The sequence below is a fragment of the Bradyrhizobium sp. genome (assembly GCF_035570375.1).
GTDB lineage: Bacteria > Pseudomonadota > Alphaproteobacteria > Rhizobiales > Xanthobacteraceae > Bradyrhizobium.
Genome location: NZ_DATMLW010000189.1, coordinates 1 through 26,046, shown reverse-complemented (window position 1 = coordinate 26,046; position 26,046 = coordinate 1). Strand labels below are relative to the sequence as shown.

At 62.3% G+C, this 26,046-nt stretch carries 16 protein-coding genes and 2 pseudogenes; 14 read left to right on the top strand and 4 right to left on the bottom strand.

Translation table 11 applies throughout. The features are described 5' to 3' along the window. Nucleotides 1–447 precede the first annotated feature (447 nt). Nucleotides 448–1,683 (top strand): phospholipid carrier-dependent glycosyltransferase, encoded by a 1,236-nt coding sequence (locus VNX23_RS20205; RefSeq protein WP_325632875.1) that lies wholly within the window; start codon nucleotides 448–450, stop codon nucleotides 1,681–1,683. Between the two features lie 87 nt (nucleotides 1,684–1,770). Here the strand turns inward: VNX23_RS20205 and VNX23_RS20200 are convergent, their stop codons facing one another. Continuing rightward, nucleotides 1,771–2,409: an OmpA family protein gene (locus tag VNX23_RS20200; protein WP_325632873.1), complete on the bottom strand. Its 639-nt coding sequence runs from the start codon at nucleotides 2,407–2,409 to the stop codon at nucleotides 1,771–1,773. A gap of 565 nt (nucleotides 2,410–2,974) precedes the next feature. Here VNX23_RS20200 and VNX23_RS20195 point away from each other — a divergent pair. From VNX23_RS20195 to VNX23_RS20180, 4 genes are all read left to right on the top strand, one after another. Next, complete coding sequence (locus VNX23_RS20195) at nucleotides 2,975–3,196, top strand: hypothetical protein (protein WP_325632871.1); 222 nt, start codon at nucleotides 2,975–2,977, stop codon at nucleotides 3,194–3,196. A gap of 245 nt (nucleotides 3,197–3,441) precedes the next feature. Further along, nucleotides 3,442–4,452, top strand: coding sequence for a LysR family transcriptional regulator (locus tag VNX23_RS20190; protein WP_325632869.1), 1,011 nt, complete (start codon nucleotides 3,442–3,444; stop codon nucleotides 4,450–4,452). A gap of 155 nt (nucleotides 4,453–4,607) precedes the next feature. Then, nucleotides 4,608–6,182, top strand: coding sequence for a class I adenylate-forming enzyme family protein (locus VNX23_RS20185; RefSeq protein WP_325632867.1), 1,575 nt, complete (start codon nucleotides 4,608–4,610; stop codon nucleotides 6,180–6,182). 12 nt (nucleotides 6,183–6,194) lie between these two features. After that, entirely contained in the window at nucleotides 6,195–7,643 is a 1,449-nt protein-coding gene (locus VNX23_RS20180) for a class I adenylate-forming enzyme family protein (protein ID WP_325632865.1), read from the top strand. 224 nt (nucleotides 7,644–7,867) lie between these two features. On the opposite strand, the gene VNX23_RS20175 is transcribed toward VNX23_RS20180, so the two are convergent. Beyond that, nucleotides 7,868–8,779 carry a LysR family transcriptional regulator gene (locus tag VNX23_RS20175; RefSeq protein WP_325632863.1) on the bottom strand — a complete coding sequence of 304 codons (912 nt, stop codon included), beginning with the start codon at nucleotides 8,777–8,779 and terminating at the stop codon, nucleotides 7,868–7,870. A gap of 152 nt (nucleotides 8,780–8,931) precedes the next feature. Here VNX23_RS20175 and VNX23_RS20170 point away from each other — a divergent pair, with 152 nt between their 5' ends. Both VNX23_RS20170 and VNX23_RS20165 read left to right on the top strand, forming a co-directional pair. After that, on the top strand, nucleotides 8,932–9,864 hold the full coding sequence (locus tag VNX23_RS20170; RefSeq protein WP_414643037.1) for a zinc-binding dehydrogenase: 933 nt from the start codon (nucleotides 8,932–8,934) through the stop codon (nucleotides 9,862–9,864). 58 nt (nucleotides 9,865–9,922) lie between these two features. After that, nucleotides 9,923–11,089 carry a winged helix DNA-binding domain-containing protein gene (locus VNX23_RS20165; RefSeq protein ID WP_325632859.1) on the top strand — a complete coding sequence of 389 codons (1,167 nt, stop codon included), beginning with the start codon at nucleotides 9,923–9,925 and terminating at the stop codon, nucleotides 11,087–11,089. Nucleotides 11,090–11,111: 22 nt separating this feature from the next. Here the strand turns inward: VNX23_RS20165 and VNX23_RS20160 are convergent, their stop codons facing one another. Then, nucleotides 11,112–13,064, bottom strand: a complete 1,953-nt coding sequence (locus tag VNX23_RS20160; protein WP_325632857.1) for a CHASE domain-containing protein — start codon at nucleotides 13,062–13,064, stop codon at nucleotides 11,112–11,114. A gap of 278 nt (nucleotides 13,065–13,342) precedes the next feature. Further along, entirely contained in the window at nucleotides 13,343–15,016 is a 1,674-nt protein-coding gene (locus tag VNX23_RS20155; RefSeq protein WP_325632855.1) for a HAMP domain-containing methyl-accepting chemotaxis protein, read from the bottom strand. A gap of 325 nt (nucleotides 15,017–15,341) precedes the next feature. On the opposite strand from VNX23_RS20155, the pseudogene VNX23_RS20150 reads away from it, so the two are divergent. From VNX23_RS20150 to VNX23_RS20120, 7 genes and pseudogenes are all read left to right on the top strand, one after another. Next, nucleotides 15,342–16,673: pseudogene (locus VNX23_RS20150) on the top strand (MFS transporter). Nucleotides 16,674–16,832: 159 nt separating this feature from the next. Next, nucleotides 16,833–17,939, top strand: a complete 1,107-nt coding sequence (locus VNX23_RS20145; RefSeq protein ID WP_325632853.1) for an efflux RND transporter periplasmic adaptor subunit — start codon at nucleotides 16,833–16,835, stop codon at nucleotides 17,937–17,939. A gap of 202 nt (nucleotides 17,940–18,141) precedes the next feature. Next, nucleotides 18,142–21,282, top strand: coding sequence for an efflux RND transporter permease subunit (locus VNX23_RS20140; protein ID WP_325632851.1), 3,141 nt, complete (start codon nucleotides 18,142–18,144; stop codon nucleotides 21,280–21,282). A gap of 82 nt (nucleotides 21,283–21,364) precedes the next feature. Beyond that, nucleotides 21,365–21,970 (top strand): TetR/AcrR family transcriptional regulator, encoded by a 606-nt coding sequence (locus VNX23_RS20135; protein WP_325632849.1) that lies wholly within the window; start codon nucleotides 21,365–21,367, stop codon nucleotides 21,968–21,970. A 31-nt stretch (nucleotides 21,971–22,001) separates the two neighbouring features. After that, a complete protein-coding gene (locus VNX23_RS20130) occupies nucleotides 22,002–22,634 on the top strand; it encodes a flavin reductase family protein (RefSeq protein ID WP_325632847.1) in 633 nt (210 codons plus the stop codon). A 316-nt stretch (nucleotides 22,635–22,950) separates the two neighbouring features. After that, entirely contained in the window at nucleotides 22,951–25,221 is a 2,271-nt protein-coding gene (locus VNX23_RS20125; protein WP_325632845.1) for an acyl-CoA dehydrogenase, read from the top strand. Next, nucleotides 25,221–26,046 (top strand): annotated as a pseudogene (locus VNX23_RS20120) (acetyl-CoA C-acyltransferase); the annotation flags it as partial. The gene VNX23_RS20125 and the pseudogene VNX23_RS20120, both read left to right, overlap by 1 nt.

Below are 26,046 nucleotides of genomic sequence, written 5' to 3'. Positions count from 1 at the left end.
GTTTCCGGCCAGGCCGTCCATCAGCAATGTGCTCTTCCGGAAAGTGTTTCCGGATGCGCTCCCACTGCTCGTCCGTCAGCCGAATCATCTGCCCTTTATAGCCGATCGACTCGGCACCGCAATTTTGAGATAGGTTCTAGAATCCTGTATTTGCTGGTGGTCCTGTAATTCCAACATTCGCAAAGGTGCAAGCTGCGATGGGATGCGAATGTTAGAATTGGACCACTAGTAAATCGCGCGCAAAGTTCGTAGCCGCCGGGGCACGGCGGCCTCGGCGGCTGTCCCGGGGGGTCGTTCATTGCGGGGGTGGGCGAGAGCCACCAATGCAATAGACAGGGAAATCTGGTTCGCCCAGACTGGGCGGCACGATGCCATCATTTCGTGAACGACGTGCCCAGATCCTCTGTCTCCGATCATTCGATCGTCCGAAGCATCATCGTCGCCATCATGATATTTTTCATGGCGCATCTTGCCCTTCTGGTCGGGGTAAGCACGCCTGAAAAATTCCATTTCGACGAAGTGCATTACGTGCCTGCGGCGCGCCAGATGCTGGCCCCGGACCCATCGGCGCCGCTGCTCAATCCGATGCACCCGCCATTGGCGAAGCAACTGATCGCGCTGTCGATCCTGAGCTTTGGCGACAATCCACTCGGCTGGCGCTATGCCGGGGTGCTGTTCGGCGCGCTCGCGGTCGTTGCCGTCTATTTCTGCGGGCTCGTGCTTTTCGCCGCACAAGGACCGGCGGTCGCCTCGAGCCTGATCGCCTTCTTCAACCAGATGGTTTTCGTGCAGTCGCGTATCGCGATGCTGGATATTTTTGCCCTCGCGTTCAGCCTGTTCGCGATCGCTGCCTTCATGCGAGGCTTTCGCCAGCAGCGGCCAAACCTCTGGTTCGGCCTGAGTGGGCTTTTTTCCGGTCTTTCGATCGCCTGCAAGTGGAGCGGATTGTTCGCGCTCGCAACCTGCATCGCGATCATTGCCGTGATCCGCCTGCTGCAACGCTGGGGCACCGTGTTCGGCGAGGCCAATGCGGAAGACTGGTATCGGCCCGATCTCTGGCCGGATTTCAGATTCTGGCAGCTCGCCACATGCTTCGTGCTCGTGCCGGGTGTGGTCTATTTCTCGACCTTCGTTCCGCTCTACGGTTTTTCCGTCCCCGATATTCTGGAAGCGCAACGGCGGATCTTTGCCGACAACACCACGACCGCGATCGCAGGCCACACCTATATGAGTTCATGGCCGTCCTGGCCGTTTCTGATCCGGCCGGTCTGGTATCTCTTCGACAAGACCGACGAGGATCACGCTGCGGCGATCGTCATGCTCGGCAATCCGCTGGTGCTGTGGCCGGCATTGGCTGCGCTTGCGGTCTGCCTGCGCGACTTTGTCGTTGAACGCCGATGGGACGCGTTCCTGATTGTCTCGTTTTATCTCGGGTCTTACCTGGCGTGGGCGTTGCTGCCGCGGACACTCGGGTTCCTCTATTACTATCTGCCGCCGGCAACGTTTGTGAGCCTCGCGCTGGTCTATCTGCTGAGACGGGAGAACTGTCCGCGCTGGTGTCTGTGGGCCTTCGTCGCGGCGGCGTGCGCCGCCTTTGCCGTCATGCTGCCGATCTCGGCGGCGTTCGTGGGCACGTCCATGGAGAATTTCAACCGGCTGATGATTTTCGAGAACTGGATTTGAGCCACATCACCGCCTTCGGAAGGCCGCTGGTGCAGCTTGAATCGGCATGCCGCCTGCCGGACGCGGGCAGGCGGCACGTGAGCGCGCTTATTGCGACGCGGTCTTGGTCACCAGATTGACGATCTCGACGCGGCGGTTGACGGGATCGGTCGGATGCTGCGCGTCCTTGAGCCTGCTCCTGCCATAGCCGACCGTGACGAGGTCGCTGCCGGCGATGCCGTAGTTCTGCACCAGATAGCGCTTGATGGTGTCGGCGCGGCGCTCGGAGAGGTCCTGGTTGAAGGCATCGCCGCCGATCGCGTCGGTGTGGCCGGCGACCACAAAGGTCGAACCCTTGAGGGCCGGATCGGAAAGCGCCTTGCCGAGTTCCTGAACGGCCGCTGCGGAGTTCTTGCTGATCGCAGCCGAATTGTAGTCGAACTGGATTTCGAGATCGATCCTCGGCTTCGTCGGGGTGAGGTCGGCGATCTCGGTGCGCTCGCCAAGCGAGAGCGATCGGGTGGCCCTGTTGCGCAGGCTGTCGATGAAGCTGCTTTCTCTGGCCCTGGCCGCGGGATCGGCCGGCGACGCAAGCGAGAGGCCGCGTGTCACGGGCTTCGGCTGCAGCGCGTTCAGGATCCGGTCTGCGGTAACGGTGTCGCCCGCGATCGCAAGGCCAGCCGAGAGCGACAGGGCGGCGGCAAGCGTGATTGCGGTCAAACCGGAAAATCTGGAAAGGCTGGTCATGGTCGTCATCCCTCGCTGTTAGGCTTGATAGCGTTTGGTGGCTTCAACGATATGGCCGGTTCGATTGCGCGAATGTGATTTGGGTCACTCTGATTGGTGCGGGCAAGGCGGCACGGGGAAAGGCCGGGATTTTTCAGCGCCGGCCTCCTGAGGTTGCAGACCGAGAACTCAAAGCCTGAATAGGCGCCGATCCGGGCGGCCAAAAAATTGGCCAGATGCATTTTTAAGAAAAGGACTGAAGCACGATCGCCTTCGCCTCGAATCCAGGTCGCGCTTTAATGCTGATCTTTTCGGAAAAACCGGTTCCCACTTTTGCGTCAACGCGGCCCCTTCGGGTGCGGATCGCGAGAGCATGATCCGGAAAAGTGGAAACCGGTTTTCCGAAAAGATTCATGCTCAAACAGAGATGAGATCATGATGCGAATCTCCTCAATCGCATTATGATCCAGTTGCGTCCCAATAGAGCGAGCGTAGTAAACTGACCCCTTTTCAGACACCAAAACGACACGAGTACCAGGGGCAGCGCCCCGTTGCGCCGGGAAATCTGGGTATCTCCGTATCCGTATTGATCGGCTCGGCCATCATTGCCGCTTCGATCCTGCTGTCCACGCTGGTGACGGCGGTGGGAACGCGATTTGTCGGCCTGGAGAGCACGGCCGAGGACAATGTCTGGCTGATCGACCGGCTTACCGGCAGCGTTTACAGGTGCAAGGCGCCGCAACGCGGCAAGGCCGCGTGCGAGGCGGAGATTGCGACGGGCACCATCGGGGACAAGGCAAAGCCGTGACCGACTAGCAGGTTTCGGCTCAACGCCGCACCACTTTTCGGGTTTCGATGGCAAGCTGTCTGGCTTCCTCGCCCTGGCCGTGGTCCATCGCCGGATCTCGCTATGCTTTCGCACGCAAGGCTGATCACTTTGTTTCTCCGCGGTGACGTCACAAACCGCGAGCTACCCGGTGCCCTCTACCTCGGGCGGGAAAATTTTGATAAAAATCACAAAATTCCGGGAAACTTTGTCGAGGAAGCAGAAAAATGGACGGTTTGACGCTTCACCAGTTGCTTTGCTTCGACGCCGTGGTGACCGAAGGCGGCTTCCAGGCAGGCGCGCTCAAACTGCGACGAAGCCATTCGACGGTCTTCACCTCGATCAAGAACCTGGAAAGCCACCTCAGGCTGCGACTGCTCGACCGGGACGGATATCGGGTGGCCTTGACCGAGGCCGGCAAATCCTTCCATGACCGCACGCGCGTCTTCCTGCATGAACTCAGCCTGCTGCAAAACCATGCCCGTCAGCTGGCGATGGGTGAGGAAAGCGAACTGCAAATCGTCATCGGCGATCCCTGTCCATTGCCGGAGGTGCTGGGCTTCTTGCGCCAATTCTTCGATAGCTGCCCCACGACGCATCTGAACCTGCATTTCGAGGCGATTGCCGGTCCGTGGGAGCGGCTGTTCGATGACGAGGCGGACCTCATCATCCATCATATCGACAAGAGCGATCCGCGCCTTGAATTCATCGATCTGTTCGCTGGCAACGTTGTTCCGGTCGTGGCGCCGAATTTCCTGCCTTTCCCGGTTTCCGATCGGATCACGCCGGAACAAATGCGCGGTCTGGTCCAGTGCGTCATCCGCGATACCGCGCGGCACTTCCCGTCGCGTGACTACTATCTGATCGAGGGAGCCCGCAGCTGGAGGGTGAACGATCAGTTGATGAAGAAGCAGACCATCATGCAGGGAATGGGCTGGGGCCACATGCCGGAATTCATGGTCGCCGACGAATTGCGGGATGGTCGTCTGATCTCGATTGCGGGAAGACACTTGCGCGGCGGTAAGGGCGAAATCGTTGCGGCGCGCCGGCCTGACAGACCCCACGGCCCGGTCGCCAACCGGCTGTGGCGGTATATCGAGAAACAAGCGCCCGCGCTGAAGGCGGCGATCGAGTTGGCCATCCATGCCAAGCCGCGCGGCAAAAGCGAATTGACTTCGTCGCGCAAGACCAGGGCCGGCGCGGGCCGCCGCCGGAAATCCGCTTCGAGGCTCCGCTGAACCAGATTCGCGCGAGGCGCGGGATCGTCGCGCGGCAGCCGCGAATCTTTGTTAGAAAATCGGACAGTGTCTTTCGCAATTTTATCCTTTTTCTCAAAACTCCCCCACGTAACCTCCGCGCCAACGATCGAGGCGGAAACCGCGGAGGGAACGTCATGCAAATCGAGCTGGGTGGGCATTTCAAACGAGCCGCAGCGAAGTTCGACAACCGGATCGCGGTGCAATCGGCGCAGCGGTCGCTAACCTACCGTCAGCTGCGCGAAGCGGCCAATCGAATCGGTAGCGCCATCATGCGTCGCGGGATCGGACGGGGCGATAGGGTTGCTGTACTGTCGCACAACCGCGTCGAGCTCGTGGAGTTGTGGGTCGGCCTGGAGCAATGGGGCTTGGCACGCGTCGCCATGCACACCCATTTCGAAATGGCGATTCATGCGCGGACCCTCAACGACGTGGGCGCTACCGTGCTCTTCTTTGATACGAGCTTCGCTGCTGCGCTCGAAGCGCACAAGGCGGATATGAAATCGGTGCGCTTTTTTGTGGCAATCGGTCCGAACCCGCCGGGTTGGGCGATCGCTTACGAAACGCTGATGAGCGAGGGAGAGACCGACGATCCGGCGCTCGACGCGGACGAGAGCGAAATTTGCGCCATCCAATTCACCACCGGCACGACCGGATTTCCCAAGCCCTGGATCGTGACGCACCGCGCGTGGCGTGGGTTGATCGCCCACAACCTTGAGCACCTCGACACTTTCGGTCCGGGCGTCGCTAGCGTCAACCCGGAGGACGTCAACCTGCATATTCACGCGCTGCAATGGGCGAGCGGCGCCCAGACGCTGATGCCGTACATGCTCCGCGGCGCGAAGAATATCATCCTGGACGATCAACGGTTCGATCCGGTCAGGATTATCGATACGATCGTCAACGAGGGTGTTACGGGTGTCTTCGTGCCGGCGCCGATGTTGCCGCCGATTCTCGAGTTGGTCGGGGCCCGTGGCGGTATCAGGCACAGCGTGCGAAGAATGGTCATCTTCTTTGCGACGCCAGAGCTGTTGCAAGCGGTTACTGCGACATTGGGTCCGGTGTGGTGTCATGGCTTCGGTTCGACCGAGCAGGGCGCGCCAACAACGCGATTGACCTGGCATGAGGCGCAGGAAAACCCGGCGCGTTTGGCCAGCGTCGGCCGGAACGCCTCGCCATTCTTTGAGATGGCGGTCGTCGACGAGCACGGAATTCGGCTCAAGCCGGGGCAGGTCGGCGAAATCGTGGTGCGAAGCGCAATGTCCACAAGCCAGTATTGGAACCTGCCCGATAAAACGGACGCGGCATTTCTTCCCGGCGGCTGGTTCCGGCCGAACGACATCGGTTATCTCGACGAGGAGGGTTTTCTCTACTACCTCGATCGCGCCAAGGATCGCATCCACACGGACGCGGGCGTGGTCTATCCGCATGTCGTCGAGTCGGCCCTGCTGCGGCACAATACGGTAGCGCATTGCGGCGTCGTGGGAATCGGCGCGACCGGGGCCCAGGATGTGGTTGCTGCGATTCTGCTCAAACCGAACGTCTCGGCCACACCGGCAATCGAACAGGAGATTCTGGAAACGGCGCGATCGCGGCTTGCCGCATGTGAGGTTCCAAAGCGCATCGTCTTTGTACCGGAGCTTCCCACGGTCCTCGGCGGCGCAAAAGTTCAGCGCGAGGTGCTGCAACAACGCCTTGCTGCTGCGATTTGACGGGAAGCGGCCATGATACGTGCGGGCAACGAGATCAGGGCGGCGCTTATCCGTGCTGATAACCGGGTGATGCTACATGACATGGCGGGCCGGACGCGTACCGCGCGGCAACTGCTCGAAAACGTCGATCGCGTCGCCGGCGCGCTCATCGCACGCGGTGCTTATGGCGGAAAAATAGGGCTTTGGTATCGCAACAGCCTCCGGGCAGTGGAGGCATTTCTGGCCGTCGAATGGATTGGCGGTACACGCGTGCCGGTAGATCCGCACGCGCCTCCAGCGGAGGCGAAGGAGGTCTTTGCCGCGGCCGGCGTCGATCTTGTGGTCGCCGATCGCGCACACGCCATGGTTCTGGAAACACCTTCGCTGATCCATGACGATGACACGCCGCTATCGGGGTCACCGACTTGGCCCGCGGCCAAGGTGTCCCCGGACAAGACCCTGTTGTTATACCCACGTGCCGTCAATCTCGGCCAGCTGTACGCGATCCCGGTATCGTACGCGAACTGGCGCGCGACGATGCGCACCAACATCGATCTCTACGAATCCGGTCACTTTGGTCGCTGGCTTGGAGGGGACGAGTGCTTTCTGGCCGCCCAGCAGATCATGCACGGCACCGGCTTCGTCGGCACTTTTCCTTTTCTCGAAATGGGATTGCCGCAGGTACTGGCCGAGACATTTGATGCGGCGGCGATTCTCGAGGCGATCGATCGCCATCGGGTAACCACGACCGTCCTGGTACCGCCGATGATGAGCCGATTGGTCGATGCCGCCATCCAGCGGCCCGGCGCCGGCGCCTCGCTCGGTCATCTCATCTATGGCGGCGCGCCCGTTCCACCGGACGTAATCCGGCGGACCATGCGATGCTTCGGTTGCGTTCTGACGCAGGGCTACGGTCGCATCGAAGGTGGTTGGCCGATATCGACGCTTGGTATCGAGGAGCACCGCGCCATCCTTGCCGGCGACGACGAACTGGCGGCAAGCTGCGGCCGACCGATCGACGGGGTCAGGACGAAATTGCGACAGGGCGACAGCGTCGCGTCCGATTACGGGGAGTTGTGTGTGGCCAGCGAAATGACGGTCAAGGACTATGCCGACCCGGACGGCTGGTGCTCGCTCGGTGATCTCATGCGCGTGAACGATGCTGGCTATCTGTTTCACCAAGGCAGGTTGGATCGCATGATCAACACCGGCTACCATATCTATCCTTCCGAAGTAGAAGAGGCGATCGCGCAGGTCCCCGGAGTTGCCGCTGTGAGCGTCGTCGGCGAGCCCAGCAAGGAATGGGGCATGACCGTGGTTGCCGACCTCGTACCGGAGGCTGGCGTTCCGGTGGATGATCTCGTCGACCACATCAATCAAGCGCTGGCCGCGAAGCTGGCAAGGTACAAGCATCCACGCCGCTTTCGTATCGTCGATCAACTGCCTCACTCGGCCTCTTCAGCCATCGTTTCGCAATCATAGTCCAGGGTTCAACCTGGCACCCGGCGCGCCGAAGGTTTTGGCCTTTATCGCCGAAAAAGGGCTCGATGCCGAACACCGGCCGGTCGCGTCTTTACGATGCTTCGCCTGCGAGCCGCTGGAGCCGCTTGGATGTCGATCGCTGGCCCCGCCTCAATGCTTACGTGAGAGGAATTCTGGGCCGGCCCAGGATGATGCGAATTGATGCGGGGTGGCAACAATGATCCTCAACTCACTGCCGGCGCGAATTTTGCCGTCTGTTCGGCGATAAACTCCCACAGCCGGTTGGCGACAGGACCATGCGGCGTATCGCGCCGCCTCGCCGCGACCACTTCACGTCGTCCGCCCTTGAAATAGTGGCCGGTGATCGCAATCAGGCTACCGGCGCGCAGATCGGCCTCGATCATGAACCGCGGCATATGCCCCCAGCCCATGCCTTGAAGGATAAGCTCCCGCTTCATCAGCTGGTCGCTCACGGTCCAGCTTCTTGCGCCCTCGATCAGAAAATAATCGGCCGGTTTCGAATGGCGCGCGGTGTCACGGATCACGCACTGCACGTAGTCGCGCATTTGCTCGGGCGTCATCAATTTCGAGATCGGAAAGGCGAGGAAATTGGGGGCCACCACCGGCACGACTTCGACCGCAACAAGATCGACAAATTCCAGACGCGGATCGCTCTTGTTGATGTGGTGGAAAATGAGGTCCGCCTCGTCCTCGAACAGGCGTTCCCACGGGCCCGAGATGGCTTCGAAGTGAAGGTGCAGCCCGGTGCCGGGACAGCGATCAAAGAAGCTGCGCAAAAGCCTGAGGGTTTCGGGGAGCGGACAGAGGTCGCCGATCACGACCCTGAGCTCGCTTTCCTCGCCCATCGCCAGTTGGGCGGCATGATCGCCGAGCCGCTTTGCCTCCTGCAGAAACAGACGCGTTCGTTGGTAAAATGAGCGTCCCGCTTCCGTCAGCGTGACGCGGTAGCCGCTGCGGTCGAGCAGGGTGAGCTGCAACTGGTTCTCCAGGTTCTTCACCGAGGACGAGACGCTCGGCTGCGCGCGCGAAAGCTTTTCGGCCGCGGCCTGGAAGCTGCCCTCTCTGACGATTGCCTCGAAGCATTGCAGCTGGTGCAGGGTGACGCCCTCGAACATTATTTAATAATCCTATGAAGATTATCAGAATTACATTGTTTTATCCGATATTGCAATCGGTCAACGTGTCGGCGTTGTCAAAAACCCCGACACGGAGCTCAATCATGCGTGCCATCGTTATCAAGGAATAGGGAGAGCCGGACGTTCTCAGCATCGAGGAACGGCCGGACCCGCAGCCCAAATCCGGTCATGTCCTCGTCGAGGTGAGGGCTTTCGGGCTCAACCGCGCCGAGACCTACATGCGGTCGGGCGCATGGGGCGATGTCGCCGAAATCACCGGCATCGAGTGTGTCGGTTTCGTCAAGGCGGATCCCGCCGGCAGATTCGCTCCCGGCCAGAAGGTTGCGGGTCTGATGGGCGGCATGGGCCGCCTCATCAACGGCAGCTATGCCGAACTGGTCAACATCCCCGCAACCAATGTCGTTGCGATCGCCACCGACCTGCCGTGGGAGGATTTCGCCGCGATTTCGGAATCCTATGCAACGGCGTGGAGCGCCGTGCGCGAAAATCTCGGCCTGTTGCCCGGACAGACGCTTGTGGTTCGCGGCGCGACCTCCTCGCTTGGCCAGGCCGCCATCAATATTGCCGTCGGTCTCGGCGCGCGGGTGATCGCCACCACACGAAACGCCCGCCGCCGCGAGGCGCTTGAATCACTGGGCGCCAGCGAGGTGCTGGTCGAACAGGCGGAACTGTCCAGGCGCGTGCGCGAGCTTCATCCGAACGGCGTGGATGCGGTGCTCGATGTGATCGGCAACTCGACCGTGCTCGATTCGCTGGCCATGACGCGCCGGGGCGGCCATGCTTGCGTGGTCGGCCTGCTCGACCATGTGGCATCCATTCCGGACTTCAATCCGCTGTTTCAAATGCCGCACGCCGGCGTTCATTTCAGCGGCTTTGTGAGCTGGTCGCTGGGCACGCCCGAAGTGCCGCTCTCGGCAATCCCGTTTCAGGGCATCGTCGATCGCGCAGCCTCCGGTGCCTACAAGGCCAGGCCCGCGAAGGTCTTCCGATTCGAGCAGATTCGCGAAGCCCATCGACTGATGGAATCAAACGAAGCAGGCGGCAAGATCGTGGTGCGCCTTTAGATCAATCCTTCGGGAATGAATCTTCGTAAACGGACGAATCCGGGTACATTGCCCCGTGATGTCGCGCAACGATAAACCCGTCCTTCTGAACAAGGCCGCAGCCAGACAGATCTGGCTGCGCGCCCAGCGGCTCGACACCGAGACGCCATTCGGCGAGGGGCCGCAAGCGACCGCAGCGGCAGTCGAGCACCTCGGCTATGTGCAGATCGACACCATTCACGTGATCGAGCGCTGTCACCATCACATTCTCTGGAACCGCATCCCGGCCTATTGCCGCGCCGATTTGCGCCAGGCGCAGAGCGCCGACAAAAGCGTGTTCGAGTACTGGACCCACGCCTTGTCCTACGTCCCGACCAGGGATTTGCGCTTTTTCATTCCCGCCATGCGACGTCATCGCCGCGAAGGCCATAGATGGCTTTCCTCGGTGAAGCCAGAGGAAATGCGCAAGGTCATGCGCCTGATCAGGGCAGGCGGAGCGCTCACCATCCGCGACATCGAGGACGACGAGCTGGTGGACAAGCAGCATCTGTGGGCAAGCCGCAAGCCGTCGAAGCGGGCGCTGCAGCTCGCGTTTTACGGCGGCGCGCTCACGATCTCCGAACGCAACGGCATGCTCAAGACTTACGAGCTCATGGAGCGGCATTTCGGCTGGGACAAGCCGCCGAAGCCCGCTTCAGTGCGGGAAATCACCTTCTATCTGCTTGAGCGCGCGCTGCGCGCACAAGGCCTCGTCAGTCTCGATTCGATCTGTCATCTCGATGCGCCAAGCAAGCCGCAGGTCCTGCAACTGATCAAGCAACGGGTTCGCCGCAAGGAGCTGGTGCCGGTCGCAATCGAGGGCGCCGGCAAGCAGGAGCATTGGGCGTTGCCGGAGACGCTGGAGACGGCAGGCGTTGCGGCCACAGGTCTCGTGCACATCCTCTCGCCCTTCGATCCCCTCATCATCCAGCGCAAGCGGACGCATCTCTTTTTCGACTACGAGCACCGCTTCGAGGCCTATGTGCCGAAGGAGAAACGCCGCTTCGGCTATTTCGCTCTGCCGGTTCTGGTCGGTGACGAGATCGTCGCCGCGCTCGATCTCAAGACGGATCGACGGAAGCGAAAACTGCTCCTGCAAAAGTGGAACTGGGTCGGTGCCGGCGCGAAAAAAGGCTCGCGTCAGGATTTCAAGCGCCGGATCGAGCAAGAGCTGCACCGCTTCGAGCGCTTTCAACTTGCGGAATGAGATGCGACGCCGCCGCTCGGGCTCACGCTCGGCGAAGCTCGGAGATGAAGTGATTGGCTTCGTCGTCGAGCCGTCGAGACTCGCCGGCAAGCTGGTTCGCCGATTGCAAGATCGCGAGCGAGTCGGCTTTGGCCTTCTCCACCACCGAGAGAACCTGGCTGATGCTCGTGGATACCGTGCCGGTATTATTGGCGACGACCCCGATGGTGCCGGCGATCTGCCGTGTCGCCGTGTCCTGTTCGTTGATCGCCCCGGCCATCGCCGCCGTGATCCCGCTGACATCGCCGATCGTGCCGACAATCGATGAGATCGCCTCGACCGCGCCGCCGATCTCGCCTTGGATCGCCGCAACCTGGCTCTGTATGTCGTCTGTCGCTTTCCCGGTCTGATTGGCAAGCGACTTGACCTCGGAGGCGACAACGGCAAAGCCTCTGCCGGCTTCACCGGCACGCGCCGCCTCGATCGTCGCATTCAGGGCGAGGAGGTTGGTCTGGCTGGCGATATCGGCAATGATTTGCACGACACTGCCGATCCGCTGCGCTGCGCCCGCCAATCCCTGCATCGTGGCTGCGGCGCCGTCGGCCTGTTGCCTTGCGAATTGCGAGACTTCATCGGCGCGGCGGGTCTGCTGGCCGATCTCACTGATCGCGCCTGACAATTGCTGGGTCGCTGCGGATACCGTTTCGACGCTCTCTGCGGCTGTCGCTGCGGCCTGAGCGACGGCATTTGCCTCCGTCGCGACCTGTTGCGCCCCACCGGCAAGGCCTTCTGCGTTTCCGCGCAACGCCTGCGCGGCATCGGAGACGACCGAGACCACGCCGCCGACGCTTCCCTCGAAGCTGACCGCCAGGCGCTCGAGCATCTGTTTCCGCTCGCTCTCGTTCCGCGTACGCTGTTGCTCGCGTTCTTCGAGAGCGTGCCGTTCTGTGGCGGCGCGCTCGGCCTCCGCCCTGGCCGCATCGGCGATGCGAATATGCCTCTGGCGCAGAATGACCCTGGTGAAGATACTGCACGCCGCCGTGACGACGAGTCCGAGGATCATCAGAATCCAGTGACCAAACCCGCGCTGGGCCGCAATGGTCTCGGCGGTCGGTCGCAAAAGAACTTTCCAAGGCCGCCCCGCGATCTGCAATCCGGCCTCGAAGAACCAACCCTGATGCAGCGGCGCGGCATCCGGCGCCATGTCTTTGGGCGGCGTGGAGCCGTCCGCCATCACCGCATGCACAAGCTGCGCGGATGAAGCCGCCGTATCGAACACCCAGAAATCAACCCCTTGGCGCACATAATCCCGGGCCATCACCTCGATGAGTTTTGACGCGCGAAACGTGCCGACGCCGAAGCCGGCGAGCGCACTCCGGCGTTGCGCCTCGTCATTGACGGGCTTGCCCATCTCATAGACCGGGAAGAACGTGACGAGGCCGCGGCCGCCTTGCACGAGGTCGAAGGGCGCGCTGAAGGCGGCGTGGCCGGAGTCGGGGGCTTGCTCCGCCCCGGCGCGCCGAACGGGCTCCGACAGCAGATCGAATCCCAGCGCCGCCCGGTTCGCTCCGAGTGGCTCCAGCATATAGACCGGCAGATATTCGCTCCGCTGTCCTGCGGGTCTCAGTTTGCCGGCCTCGTCCCGCTCCGTGAAAACGAAATCCGTGGCGCCCTTGGTGTTCGCCGCGCTCTCATATTCGGCGCGCTTGGCCGAAGGCACGCGCGGCGCCCAGATAAGGTTGAACAAGGTCGGATCGGAAGCGAGCAGGGGTTCGACATACCGAGCGAAGATTGCGCGATCGGTCGCCGGGACCGCTCCGAACAGCGCCGCGACCCCTTCGACGGATTTCAGCGTGGCCAGCAACGTGCGGTTCAAGTTCTGGGCGCTATTGGCGGCCATGCCGCTGAAATGCGCGTTGATGCGGCCGTCCTCGATGCCCCGGGCGACGATCGCCTGACCGACCGAAAGCGCGATGCCAACAACCGCGACTGCCACGGCGGCTCTGACTCCCACGAATCGGGTTTGGGCGTCCAGGCTCGAGGACATGCGTGGCCCCACGTTCAAACGAATCGCTGGTTCAATCTCTGGTAGCAAGTAAGAAAGAAAGGTTACGCCGGTATTAAGGTGTTGTATCGGCTCATATCTTTCGGGAGCCGGCTTTCCGATGAAAGAAGACGCGAGCAACTCGTCCGGAAGCGTCATCCGCGGAACGCTTTCGGTCTCTAAACATGCCGCCGATTAGCAACAAATCCGCCTGATCGCTGGCGCGAAGGCTAGGCGGCGCGGACCGTGGCGGTGAAATTCCGTAATTCGTCGCGCAGAAGTTCCGACTGCCGGGTGAGGCGCTCGGCCGCCTCGAAGACCTGGCTCGCCGCCGAACCGACGGTGCGTGAGGCGTCGGTGATGCCGACGATGTTGCGCGACACCTCGGTCGTGCCACGCGCTGCCTGGCTCACATTGCTGGCGATGTCCTGGGTAGCGGCGCCCTGCTGCTCAACCGACGCGGTGATCTCGACGGCGATGTCGTGCATCCCCGAGATGGTACCGCTGATGCTGCGGATGGCGGCAACCGCCTGCCCGGTCGTGGTCTGAATGCTGCTGATCTGGGTCTTGATCTCGTCGGTCGCCTTTGCCGCCTGGGTCGCGAGACCCTTGACCTCGCTCGCCACGACCGCAAAACCCCTGCCGGCCTCGCCAGCGCGCGCCGCTTCGATCGTCGCGTTGAGGGCGAGAAGATTGGTCTGGCTGGCGATCTCGTTGATGAGGTTCACCACCTCGCTGATGCGGTTCGCCGCCTCCGCGAGACTCTCGACCGCGACATCCGTCCGGCTCGCCTCCTCGACGGCCTGCGCCGCGGTCTTTGAGGATTGCGATACGCGCCGGCCGATCGCGTCGATGGCGTTCGACAGCTCCTCCGCCGCCGAGGCGACGGTCTGGACATTGGTCGTCGCTTGCTCGGCGGCGGCGGCGACGGCGCTCGCCCTGGCGGTGCTGTGCTCGACTTCGTGCAGCATCGACTGCGCCGTCTTCTGCATCTCGTGGGCCGCGGTCGCGACCGTCTCGACGATGCCGCCGATGTTGCGTTCGAACTCGTTGGCGAACCCGGACATGGCCGCGCGGCGGCCCTCCTCCGCCTTTTGCTTGACCTCGGCCTGTTCGGAGGCGAGCCGCTCGACCTCTTGCGCATTGTCGCGGAAGACGCGGATCGCCTTCATCATGTCGCCCACCTCTCCCTTGGTCGTCAGCTGCGGCAGCGCGATTTCCCTCTCGCCTTCGGCAAGTCTGGCCATGACCTGCGACATGGCGCCGAGCGGCCGGACCATGCCGCGTAGCACCACAAGGTACAACATGCCGATCGAAACGACGGCGGTAATGGCCAGGAAGATGTTGGTCGCGAGGAGAAAACCGTCGGCCGAGGCGCGCAGCTCAGCCGCCTCGCGCGCGGCGCGGTCGTTCATCGTGTCCCGGAATTTGCCGATCGGGTCCATGATCAGCTTTTTGTCACGGTCATAGGTAGCGTCGAACATGAGGTGACGCGCCTTATCGAAATCCTTGGCAGCGACCGCCTTCATCGCGGCGTCCTCGGTGGCGATGAGGGCATCGGAGTTCCTTTTCGCCTGTTCGATGAGGCCGAGCTCGGCGGCGGGCGCGTCGAGTTCCTTGAGGCGACCCACGACGCGATCGCGTGTTTTCGTCTCGTTGACCTCGCGCCAATAATTATCGAAGTGCTCCTTCCCGCCAAACTGGACGTACCGGCGCGCCTCGTTGGTGAGGTAGTCCGACGCGTTTCCGAGGTCGTCGCCGAGCTGCTTGAAGACGGCCTGCCGCTCCATCGCGCGGATCGCCTCGCCGAGGCGCAGGTTCGTGAAATAGGTCAGGCCACCTGTGGCGCCGAAGAGCAGGACCATGCCCAGCATTGCCAGGCGCGCGATCGATTGGAACCGCATTGAGCAAGCCTCTGCCGAAACGGGTTGGACGGGATTGTGGATTCAACCTAGGATAGCAAGGTAAAAAAGAAAGGTTACGACGGTATTAAGGTGCTCCAAGAGCATCGTGTCCGTCGAGAGCGGCCGCTGCGTAGGGCTCCGAACAAGCAGCCGCTCTGCGGCTTCGAAGGCTGATCGGGAGCCGAGGGCGCTACGGCAAAACACGCTTCGTTTCGTGACAAAGGCGGAACGTGGCGGTCCGTAATCATGCTAGAGCGGAGGCGCCGCGAGGCGGCACTTCAACCCGACGCCGAAGCGCATCACCGCCATCTGGAGAGGGAAACGCATAGCCGCTGCCACCGTCACTGCCCTGAGCGCCGCGAGGAGCGAAGTTGAGGCCTCCACTATCCGCGCGATCTCGTGGCGGCTCATTCCGTTTCTGGTGCTGGCCTACTTCTTTTCCTATCTCGATCGCGTCAATCTCGGCTTCGCCGCGCTGACCATGAACGCCGAATTGAAGTTCTCGCCGATCGTCTTTGCCTGGGGCGCCGGCATATTCTTCATCGGCTATTTCATCTTCGAAGTGCCGAGCAATCTGGCGCTGGAAAAGTTCGGCGCCAGCCGCTGGATCGCGCGGATCATGGTGACCTGGGGCATTATTTCGGCATGCATGGCGCTGGTGTCCGGTGTCTGAAGCTTTTACACGCTGCGTTTTCTCCTCGGCGTGGCGGAGGCCGGATTTTTCCCCGGCATCATCCTTTATCTGACCTATTGGTATCCGGCCGAATATCGCGCGCGGTTTCTGGCGGCGTTTGCCATCGCCGTTCCGGTTTCGACCGTGATCGGCGCGCCGATCTCGGGACTCTTGCTCGGGCTCGACGGCGTGATGGGCCTGAGAGGGTGGCAATGGCTGTTCATCATCGAGGGGGTGCCCTCGGTCCTGCTCGGCATCGTTACCTGGTTCTATCTGACCGACAGACCCGAGCACGCCAATTGGCTCACCGCCGAGCAGAAGGCCTGGCTTGCGGCCAAGCTCGATGCCGAGATCGCGGCCAAAGAGGCGGTCAGGCGCTTCACGCTTGGCGAGGCGCTGTCCTCGCCGAAAGTGATCACGCTGTCGCTGATCTATTTCGGCTTCGTCGGTGCCCTCTATGGCATGCAGTTCTGGCTGCCGCAGATCGTGAAAGCCTTCGGCCTCACCAATGCGCAGACTGGCTTTGTCACCGCAATCCCGTATCTGTACGGCACCATCGCGATGATCCTGTGGGCGCGGCATTCGGATGCGAGCCGCGAACGCGTCTTCCATGTCGGCGCGCCGTTCTTCCTCACGGCACTCGCACTCGCCGTTTCCAGCTATCTCACCGATCCGACTGCGACCATGGTGGCGCTGACGTGCGCGGCGATCGGCATCTTCTGCATCTTTGCGGTGTTCTGGACCCTGCCGACCGCCTGGCTCTCGGGGACAGCGGCGGCCGGCGCCATCGCCCTGATCAATTCGATCGGCAATCTCGCCGGCTTCGGCGGCCCGTATCTGATCGGCTGGGTCAAGGAAGCGACCGGGAGCACCTCGACGGGTCTTTTGGTGCTCGCCGTTCTGCCGCTGATCGGGGGCATTCTGGTGTTTGCCGGCCGCCATGAGTCCAGCGCCGAATTCGCCGGCGCAGCCCAAGCGAAATGACGGGCGCGCATTCCAGATCCGTCTGATCGGCGGCTCAGCTCGCAAAGCAACGCGGCAATTTGTCCTGATGATCACGCTTTCATGATTGATGACGAATATTGACATTCATCAGTTCATAATCAACACTCGTCACAAGCTTAAGGCAGGAGGAGTGTGCCGATGTTGGCCCGTTCAATTTTATCTAGCTATTCCAAGTTGTTAGCTGGATTGTCGCTGGCGGCGATCGCCATTAGTCTGGCCGGCTGCGACGATTCCGTCGCCGAAAGGGCGGCCCCGAGCCGGCCGGTCCTGGTCGCCACGGTGCATTATGAGGCGGAATCGCCCGAACGAAGCTTTGTCGGCACGATCAAACCCCGGATCGAGGCCGACATGGGTTTCCGCGTGCCCGGCAAGGTCGCCCGCCGCCTGGTCGACGTCGGCCAGACCGTTGATGTCGACCAGCCGCTGGCAACCCTCGATGAGGTCGATCTCAAATTGCAGGCCGAGCAGGCGGAGGCCGAATTCCGTGCCGCGACTGGCGTGCTGGCGCAGGCGGGTGCGGCCGAGCAGCGCGCCAAGGACCTTCGCGCCAAGGGTTGGGCCACCGACGCCCAGCTCGATTCGGCCAAGGCCGCCGCTGACGAGGCACGCGCGCGCCTCAACCGCGCCGAACGCTCGGTCGACCTCACCCGCAATTCGCTTTCCTACGCCACGCTTCTTGCCGACAGCCGTGGCGTCGTCACCGCGACCCTGGTTGATCCCGGGCAGGTGGTCGCGGCGGGGCAAGCGGCCATTCGCGTCGCCCGTTTTGCCGAGAAGGAAGCGGTGGTCGCAATTCCCGAAACGCTGGTTGGTCGCGCCAAGGATGGCGTTGCCACCGTCACGCTGTGGTCGGAGCCGAACAAGAAATACGAGGCAAAGTTGCGCGAGATCGCGCCGTCGGCCGATCCGGCCACGCGAACCTATCTCGCCAAATTCTCGCTGCCCGGTGCCGGCGACAGTGTAGAACTCGGCATGACCGCAACGCTTTCGCTCGCCGACCCGCAAACCGAACGCGTGGCGCGGCTGCCTCTGTCTTCGCTGTACAGCCAGGGCGGCGATCCCTCGCTCTATGTCGTCGACGGCAAGGGCGACGTGACGCTGAAGCCGGTCGCCGTCAAATCCTACGACACCAACAGCGTCGTCATTTCGGGCGGCGTGGAGGAAGGCGCGAAGATCGTCGCGCTCGGCGTGCAGAAACTCGACCCCAGCCAGAAGGTGAGGGTGGTGTCGTCGCTGTCGTTCTGAGGCTGGAGAGTGCGATGAGCTGGCAACATGTCAATTGCGACTTCACCTCTCCCGTGGGGAGAGGTCGGCGCGCAGCGCCGGGTGAGGGGGCACTCTTTATCGATAGAGCTCACTCCCTCACCCCAACCCTCTCCCCAAGGGAGAGGGGGCAAACCGCCGATGCGGTTGCACTCGGTATCAATACCGGCAAGGGAGACCTGTGATGAAGCGCTTCAATCTGTCGGCCTGGGCGGTCAGCCATCCCGCGCTCGTTCTGTTTCTCATCGTCGCACTCGGTGTCGCCGGCTTCTTCTCCTACCAGCGGCTCGGCCGCGGCGAAGATCCCTACTTCACGGTGAAAGTGGTGAACGTCTCGGCGATCTGGCCGGGCGCCACCGCCGCCGAAATGCAGTCGCAGGTCGCAGACCCGATCGAGAAGAAGCTGCAGGAATTGCCCTATTTCGAGAAGGTGCAGACCTATTCGAAGCCGTCCTTCACGGCGATGCAGGTCACGTTCCGGGATCAGGCGCCGCCAAAGGACGTGCCCTATCTGTTTTATCTTTTGCGCAAAAAGCTCGTCGACGTGCAGGGCCAGCTCCCTTCAGGTGTGCTCGGTCCCGTGGTCAACGACGAATTCTCCGACGTCGACTCGATCCTTTACATGATGACGGGAGAGGGCGCCGACTACGCCCAGCTCAAGAAGGCCGCCGAAGGCCTGCGCCAGCGGCTATTGAAAGTGCATGGCGTCACCAAGGTTGATCTCTACGGCACCCAGGACGAGAAGATCTTCGTCGAATTCTCGCATGCCAAGCTCGCAACCCTCGGCATCACGCCGCAGGCGCTGTTCGATTCGCTCGCCAGGCAGAACAACGTCGTGCCGGCCGGCACGGTGGAAACCACCTCGCAGCGCGTGCCGTTGCGCGTCACCGGCGCGCTCGACGGCGCCAAGGCGGTGGCGGAGACGCCGGTCGAGAGCAATGGCCGCGTGTTTCGCCTGGGCGATATCGCGAGCGTGACACATGGCTTCGTCGATCCGCCGAGCTTCGTCGTGCGCCAGGAGGGCAAGTCCGCGATCGGCATCGGCGTGGTCACGGAGAAGGGCGCCAATATCCTCGAACTCGGCAAGGACGTTGCCAATGCGACCGCGGAATTCATGAAGGCGGTGCCGCAAGGCATCAATGTCGATCTGATCGCCGACCAGCCCAAAGTTGTCGAGCACGCGGTCGGCGAGTTCGTTCATTCCTTCATCGAGGCGCTGGTGATCGTGCTGTTCGTTTCCTTCGTTGCGCTCGGCTGGCGCACCGGCATCGTCGTGGCGATGTCCGTGCCGCTGGTGCTCGCGATCGTCTTCATCGTGATGAACGCGATGTCGCTCGATCTGCATCGCATCACGCTCGGTGCCCTGATCATCGCGCTTGGGCTGTTGGTCGATGACGCCATCATCGCGGTCGAAATGATGGTGGTGAAGATGGAGCAGGGCTGGGACCGTCTCCGCGCGGCTTCCTTTGCCTGGGAATCCACCGCCTTTCCGATGCTGACGGGAACGCTGGTCACAGCGGCAGGTTTCCTGCCGATCGGCTTTGCCAATTCCGCGGTCGGCGAATATGCCGGCGGCATTTTCTGGATCGTGGCGATCGCGCTGGTCGCCTCCTGGTTCGTGGCGGTGATCTTCACGCCCTATCTCGGGGTGAGACTGCTGCCGAATATTGCAGTTCACCACAACCACGATCCGCACGCGGTCTACGAGACCCGCTTCTATCGCGCCCTGCGCGGCGTGATCCAATGGTGTGTCAATCACCGCCTGTCCGTCGTGCTGGCGACCGTCGGCGTTTTCGTGGTGTCTGTGGTTGCTTTCGGTCACGTCCAGCAGCAGTTCTTCCCGCTTTCCGAGCGGCCTGAACTGTTCTTGCAGTTGCGGCTGCCCGAAGGCACCGCGTTCAACGTCACCGAGAAGTCCGTGAAGAAGGCCGAGGCGCTTCTGAAGGGCGATCGGGACATCGCCACCTACACCGCCTATGTCGGTCAGGGCTCGCCGCGGTTCTGGCTCGGGCTCAACCCGCAATTGCCGAACGAGGCCTTTGCCGAGATCGTGATCGTCGCCAAGAACGTGGAGGCCCGCGAGCGCATCAAGGACCGGATCGAAAAGGCGGTCGACCAGGGCATCCTGAACGAAGCGCGCGTGCGGGTTGACCGGTTCAACTTTGGCCCGCCGGTCGGCTTCCCGGTCCAGTTCCGTGTCGTCGGGCCGGATCCGCAAACCGTCCGCGACATCGCCTACAAGGTGCGCGACGTGGTCAAGCAGAACAAGAATATCAAGGACCCGCAGTTCGACTGGAACGAGCAGTCGCCCTACCTGAAACTCGTCGTCGATCAGGACCGCGCCCGTGCGCTCGGACTGACGCCGCAGGACGTTTCGCAGGCGCTGAGCATGCTGATCTCGGGTGCGCCGGTGACGACCGTGCGCGACGGCATTGAGAAGGTCGAGGTGGTGGCGCGCGCGGTACCGTCCGAGCGGCTCGACCTCGGCCGTGTCGGCGACCTTACCGTCACCTCGCGCAACGGGGTTGCCGTGCCGCTGCAACAGATCGCCAAAATCGAATATGCCCATGAGGAGCCGATCATCTGGCGGCGCAACCGCGACATGGCCATCACCGTGCGCGGCGACGTCGTCGATGGCGTGCAGGCGCCCGACGTCACCAACCAGATCTGGCCGAAGCTGCAGGAAATCCGCGATCACCTGCCGCCTGCCTACCGGATCGAGCCGGGCGGCGCTTTCGAGGAATCCGCCAAGGGCAACGCTTCGATCTTCGCGCTGTTTCCGGTGATGGTCATCGTGATGCTGACGCTTTTGATGATCCAGCTGCAGAGCTTCTCGCGCCTGGCGCTGGTGTTCCTCACCGCTCCGCTCGGCATTGTCGGCGCCTCGCTCGGCCTCAACGTCGCCAACCAGCCTTTCGGTTTCGTGGCGCTGCTCGGGCTGATCGCGCTCGCCGGCATGATCATGCGCAACACCGTGATCCTGGTCGATCAGATCGAGACAGACGTCGCCCACGGCTTGACGCGGCGCGAAGCCATCGTCGAGGCCACGGTGCGGCGGGCCCGCCCGGTGGTGCTCACCGCGCTCGCCGCGATCCTGGCCATGGTCCCCCTGTCACGCTCGGCGTTCTGGGGCCCGATGGCGATCACCATCATGGGCGGCCTGTTCGTTGCGACCTTCCTCACCTTGCTGTATCTGCCGGGCCTCTATGCACTTTGGTTCCGCAAGAGCCTTGAAGAAAGCAATGGAAGTGAGCATGTTGATCTTGCGCCGCAGCATCCTGATAGGCCCCAGCCCGTATTTCCGCTTGCTGCGGCTGCCGAATAATTGAACACTCCGGCATGATCCGAAATATTTGAAGGGGATCATGTCCGAACGAAGAATCGAGTAAGCTGATTTGAGCACAGACATGACACTGGTCTCGGAGCACATTGAGCCGGACACCCGGGAACGCATTCTCGTGGTGGCAGAGCGGCTGTTTCGCGAGATCGGCTACCAGAAGACCACGGTCGGCGACATCGCCAAGGCGCTGCGGATGTCGCCTGCCAACGTGTACCGCTTCTTCGATTCGAAGAAGGCAATCCACGAGGGCGTCTGCCGCAGCCTGATGGGCGAGGTGGAAGCTGCGGGTCACGTCATCCTGGCCAGGCCGGGGCCAGCGCCGGAGCGGCTGCGCGAACTGCTCACGACCATCCATCGCATGAATTCGGAGCGTTATATCGGCGATTCCAAGCTGCATGAGATGGTCGAAATCGCCATGGAGGAGAGCTGGGAAGTTTGCATGGCGCATATTCAGACCATCATCGAGACGATCGGAGGCGTGATTGCGCAAGGTGTGGCGTCGGGTGAATTCGAGGCAGCCGACATTCCGCTGGCTGCGATGTGCACATGCCACGCGCTGGTTGCCTACTTTCATCCGCAGATGATCGCCCAGTCCCAGAAGAAGCCGGGACCGTCGATCGATCAGATGATCGACTTCATCCTGGTTGCGCTGGCGCCGCGTGGGCGAAAATAGTCATTTTCCAGGGAAGCAGGGGAATAGCGACGTGGACGCTTCGAGCCCGAAGGATCTGCATTATTACGAGCCGCGCAACGGCCACGGGCTGAAGCACGACCCGTTCAACGCCATCATCGCACCCCGACCGATCGGCTGGATCTCTTCGCGCGACGGCAAGGGAAACGTGAATCTGGCTCCCTACAGTTTCTTCAACGGCTTTTGCTATCACCCTCCCATCATCGGCTTTTCCTCGACCTCGTGGAAGGACAGTGTCGCCAACATGCAGGAGACCGGCGAGTTCGTCTGGAATCTCGCCACCATGGATCTTGCGCAGCAGATGAACGCCACGGCCGCGCATGTTGCCCGTGAGGTCAGCGAATTTGCGATCGCTGGTCTGACGCCCGCACCTTGCAGGATCGTGAAGGTTCCGCGCGTTGCCGAAAGCCCGGTCTCGTTTGAATGCAAGGTAGCGCAGATCGTTCAATTGCAGGGTGCCGACGGCACCAAGGCGAACGCCTGGCTCACCCTCGGCGAGGTCGTTGCCGTCCACATCGACAAGACCATGATCAAGGACGGCGTCTATCAGACTGCGCTGGCCCGCCCGATCGTTCGCGCGGGCCGCAAGGGCGACTATTTCGTCATCCGGCAAGATGCCATGTTCGAGATGACGCGGCCGGATTGAAGGCAAGACGTGGCCTTTTTCATTGCTGGCGCAAGGCAGGCGATCCAGGCTGGCGGCACTTTTGGATTGCAACCCTGCTTGCGCTCCCCGCGATGAAGGTCAGTCCTGCGGTATTAGCGTTAAGTTACTGATCATGTTTCGGAACTGACCCGGCTTGCCGCCGTTATCGGCCATGCGCATCGCTGGAATCAATTTCGCTTTATTTTCGATGCGAAGTATCAACCAAATCTCACTCATTCCGCTAAGGTAAAGCCGTCTGTTGGCTTATGCGTAGCTCTCCCATGGCGCCGCCAGCGCCGACCAAGAGGACATCGCCATGAGCTCCTTCCGCCGCGACTACATCACCAAGCCGATCTTCTCCTGGGCACGTGGCGTGTTGCCCTCAATGTCCGACACCGAGCGCGAGGCGCTGGAGGCCGGCGACGTCTGGTGGGACGCCGACCTCTTCACCGGCAATCCCGACTGGTCGAAACTGCTCGACCAGAAGCCGGCGACGCTGACGGAAGAGGAGGCGGCTTTCCTTAAGGGTCCGGTCGACGAGCTCTGCGCAATGCTCGACGAGTGGAAGATCAATTGGGAATGGCGCGACCTTCCACCCGAAGTCTGGGATTACATCAAGCGCAAGAAGTTCTTCGGCATGATCATTCCGAAGAAATTTGGCGGGCTCGGCTTTTCGCCTTACGCACATTCGGAAGTCGTTCGCAAGCTTTCGTCGCGTTCGCTCACCGCCGCCGTCACCGTGATGGTGCCGAATTCGCTCGGCCCGGGCGAACTTCTGATGCGATTTGGTACCAGGGAGCAGCAGGAACGCTGGCTGCCGCGGCTTTCCGATGGCCGCGACATTCCCTGCTTCGGATTGACAAGCCCCGAGGCCGGCTCGGACGCCGCATCGATGATCGACAGCGGCATCATCTGCAAGGGCAATTTCGAGGGGCGCGAAGTGCTTGGGCTGCGCCTCAACTGGCACAAGCGCTACATCACGCTGGGCCCGGTCGCAACACTGCTGGGGCTCGCGTTCAAGGCCTACGATCCGGATCATCTCGTCGGCACCAGCGACGAACTCGGCATCACCGTCGCACTGATCCCGACCGATCTTCCCGGCGTCGAGATCGGGCATCGTCACCTGCCGGCGATGCAGGTGTTCCAGAACGGCCCGAACCGGGGCAGGGACGTCTTCATTCCGATGGACTACATCATCGGCGGCGAGGCGCGTCTCGGCCAGGGCTGGAAGATGCTGATGACGGCGCTCGCCGCCGGACGCGGCATCTCGCTGCCATCGCTGTCGGCCGCCGGCGCCGCTTACGCGGCGCGCACCACCGGCGCCTACGCGCGGATCCGCGAGCAGTTCGGCATTTCGATCGGCAAATTCGAAGGGATCGAGGAGCCGCTCGCCCGTATCGCCGGCACCGCCTATCTGCTCGATGCAGCGCGGCGGCTGACCTGTGCGGCGCTCAACGAAGGCCATCATCCGGCCGTCATCTCCGGCATCATGAAGCTGCAGGCGACTGAGCGGATGCGGATCGCGATCGACGACGCGATGGACGTGCATGGCGGCAAGGCCGTGATCGATGGTCCGCAGAACTACATGGGCAATCTTTATCGTTCGGTGCCGGTCGGCATCACGGTCGAGGGCGCCAACATCCTGACGCGCAATCTGATCGTGTTCGGGCAGGGTGCGATCCGCGCGCATCCCTATCTGCTGCAGGAAATGAATGCGCTGGGCGAAGCGGATCATGCCAAGGGCCTGGATGCCTTCGACACGGCGTTCTGGAAACATGTCGGCCACAGCGTGGTCACGCTGTTTCGGGCGTGGGGCCGCAGCTGGACCGGCGGGATGTTCATCGTCGTGCCGGATGCCGCGGAGGCGACCGGATTTTATCGCCAGCTCTCGCGCTATTCTTCGGCGTTCGCGCTATGCGCCGACATGGCGCTGCTGACGATGGGCGGCGCGCTCAAACGCAAGGAAATGCTGTCGGCGCGGTTCGGCGATATTCTATCCGAATTGTATCTGCTCTCGGCCGCGCTGAAACGCTGGCAGGACGAGGGGCGTCAGGCTGCCGATTTCGCCGCGCTTGAATGGTGCATGGCGAGCGGTTTTCGCACCATCGAGAATCGTTTCGCGGAAATATTCGCGAATCTGCCCAACAGGTTTGTCGCCGTGGTGCTGAAATTCCTGATCCAGCCGTTCGGCGCGCGGGTGCTCGGCCCTTCGGATCGTGTGGTCCATCAATGCGCGCAACTGATACTGGAGCCGTCAGCGGCGCGCGATCGCCTGACGCCCGACCTGTCGCATGTCGAGGATGACGGCGGCATCGCACGGCTGGAAAAGGCGTTCTTGCTGGTCACCAGTGCCGAAGATATCGCCAAGCGCATGCGCGCCGCTCATATTCACGACGCGAAAGAGGCGGTCAGCAAGGGCGTCATCACCCAGGCCGAGGGCGATCAGCTCGCGGCGGCGCATGAAGCGGTCGCCAAGGTGATCGAGGTCGACGATTTCGCGCCGGAAGCGCTGTCGCCGATCTACAAGAAACCCGCTGAGGTGCATCAGTTCTTTCAAGAACTGGGCGAGACGCGGGCTGCAAGCTGATGGCACGACCGGTTTACATCATCGACGGCAGCCGGACGCCGTTCCTGAAAGCGCGCTCCGGGCCCGGCCCGTTCACCCCGGTCGATCTCGCCGTGCAATGCGGCCGGCCGCTGCTGTTGCGCCAGCCGTTCGCGCCCGATGCCTTCGACCAGGTGATCCTCGGCTGCGTCAATGTCATCGCCGACGAGATGAATCCGGCCCGCGTCGCCGCGCTCCGCCTCGGCATGGGGGAGGCGATGACCGCGTTCACCGTGCAGATCAATTGCGGCTCCGGCATGCAGTCGATCGACACCGGGTATCGCTACATCCGCGAAGGCGTGTCCGATCTGGTGCTGGCCGGCGGCGCGGAATCGCTCAGCCATGCGCCGCTGGTGTTCAGCCGCAGCGCGGTCAATTGGTACGCAAAACTGTTCGCCGCGCGCGGCATCGGCGCCAAACTCTCGGCGTTTCTCGGCTGGCGGCCGTCGTTCTTCACGCCGGTGATCGGGCTCGAACGCGGGCTCACCGATCCGATCACCGAGCTCAATATGGGCCAGACCGCCGAGCTGGTCGGGCATCTGTTTCATATTTCGCGGCGCCAGGCCGACGAATACGCCGCCGAGAGCCAGCTGCGCTTGGCGGCGGCGCAGAAGAACGGTTATTTCTCGGGCGAGATCGAACCGGCCTTCGCTCGCGACGGCACTTTGTTCGATCACGACGACGGGGTGCGGCCCGACAGCTCGGCCGATACGCTGGCCAAGCTGAAACCCGCGTTCGAGCGGCCGTGGGGCAAGGTCACGCCCGGCAACTCGTCGCAAATCACCGACGGTGCGTCCTGGGTCATCT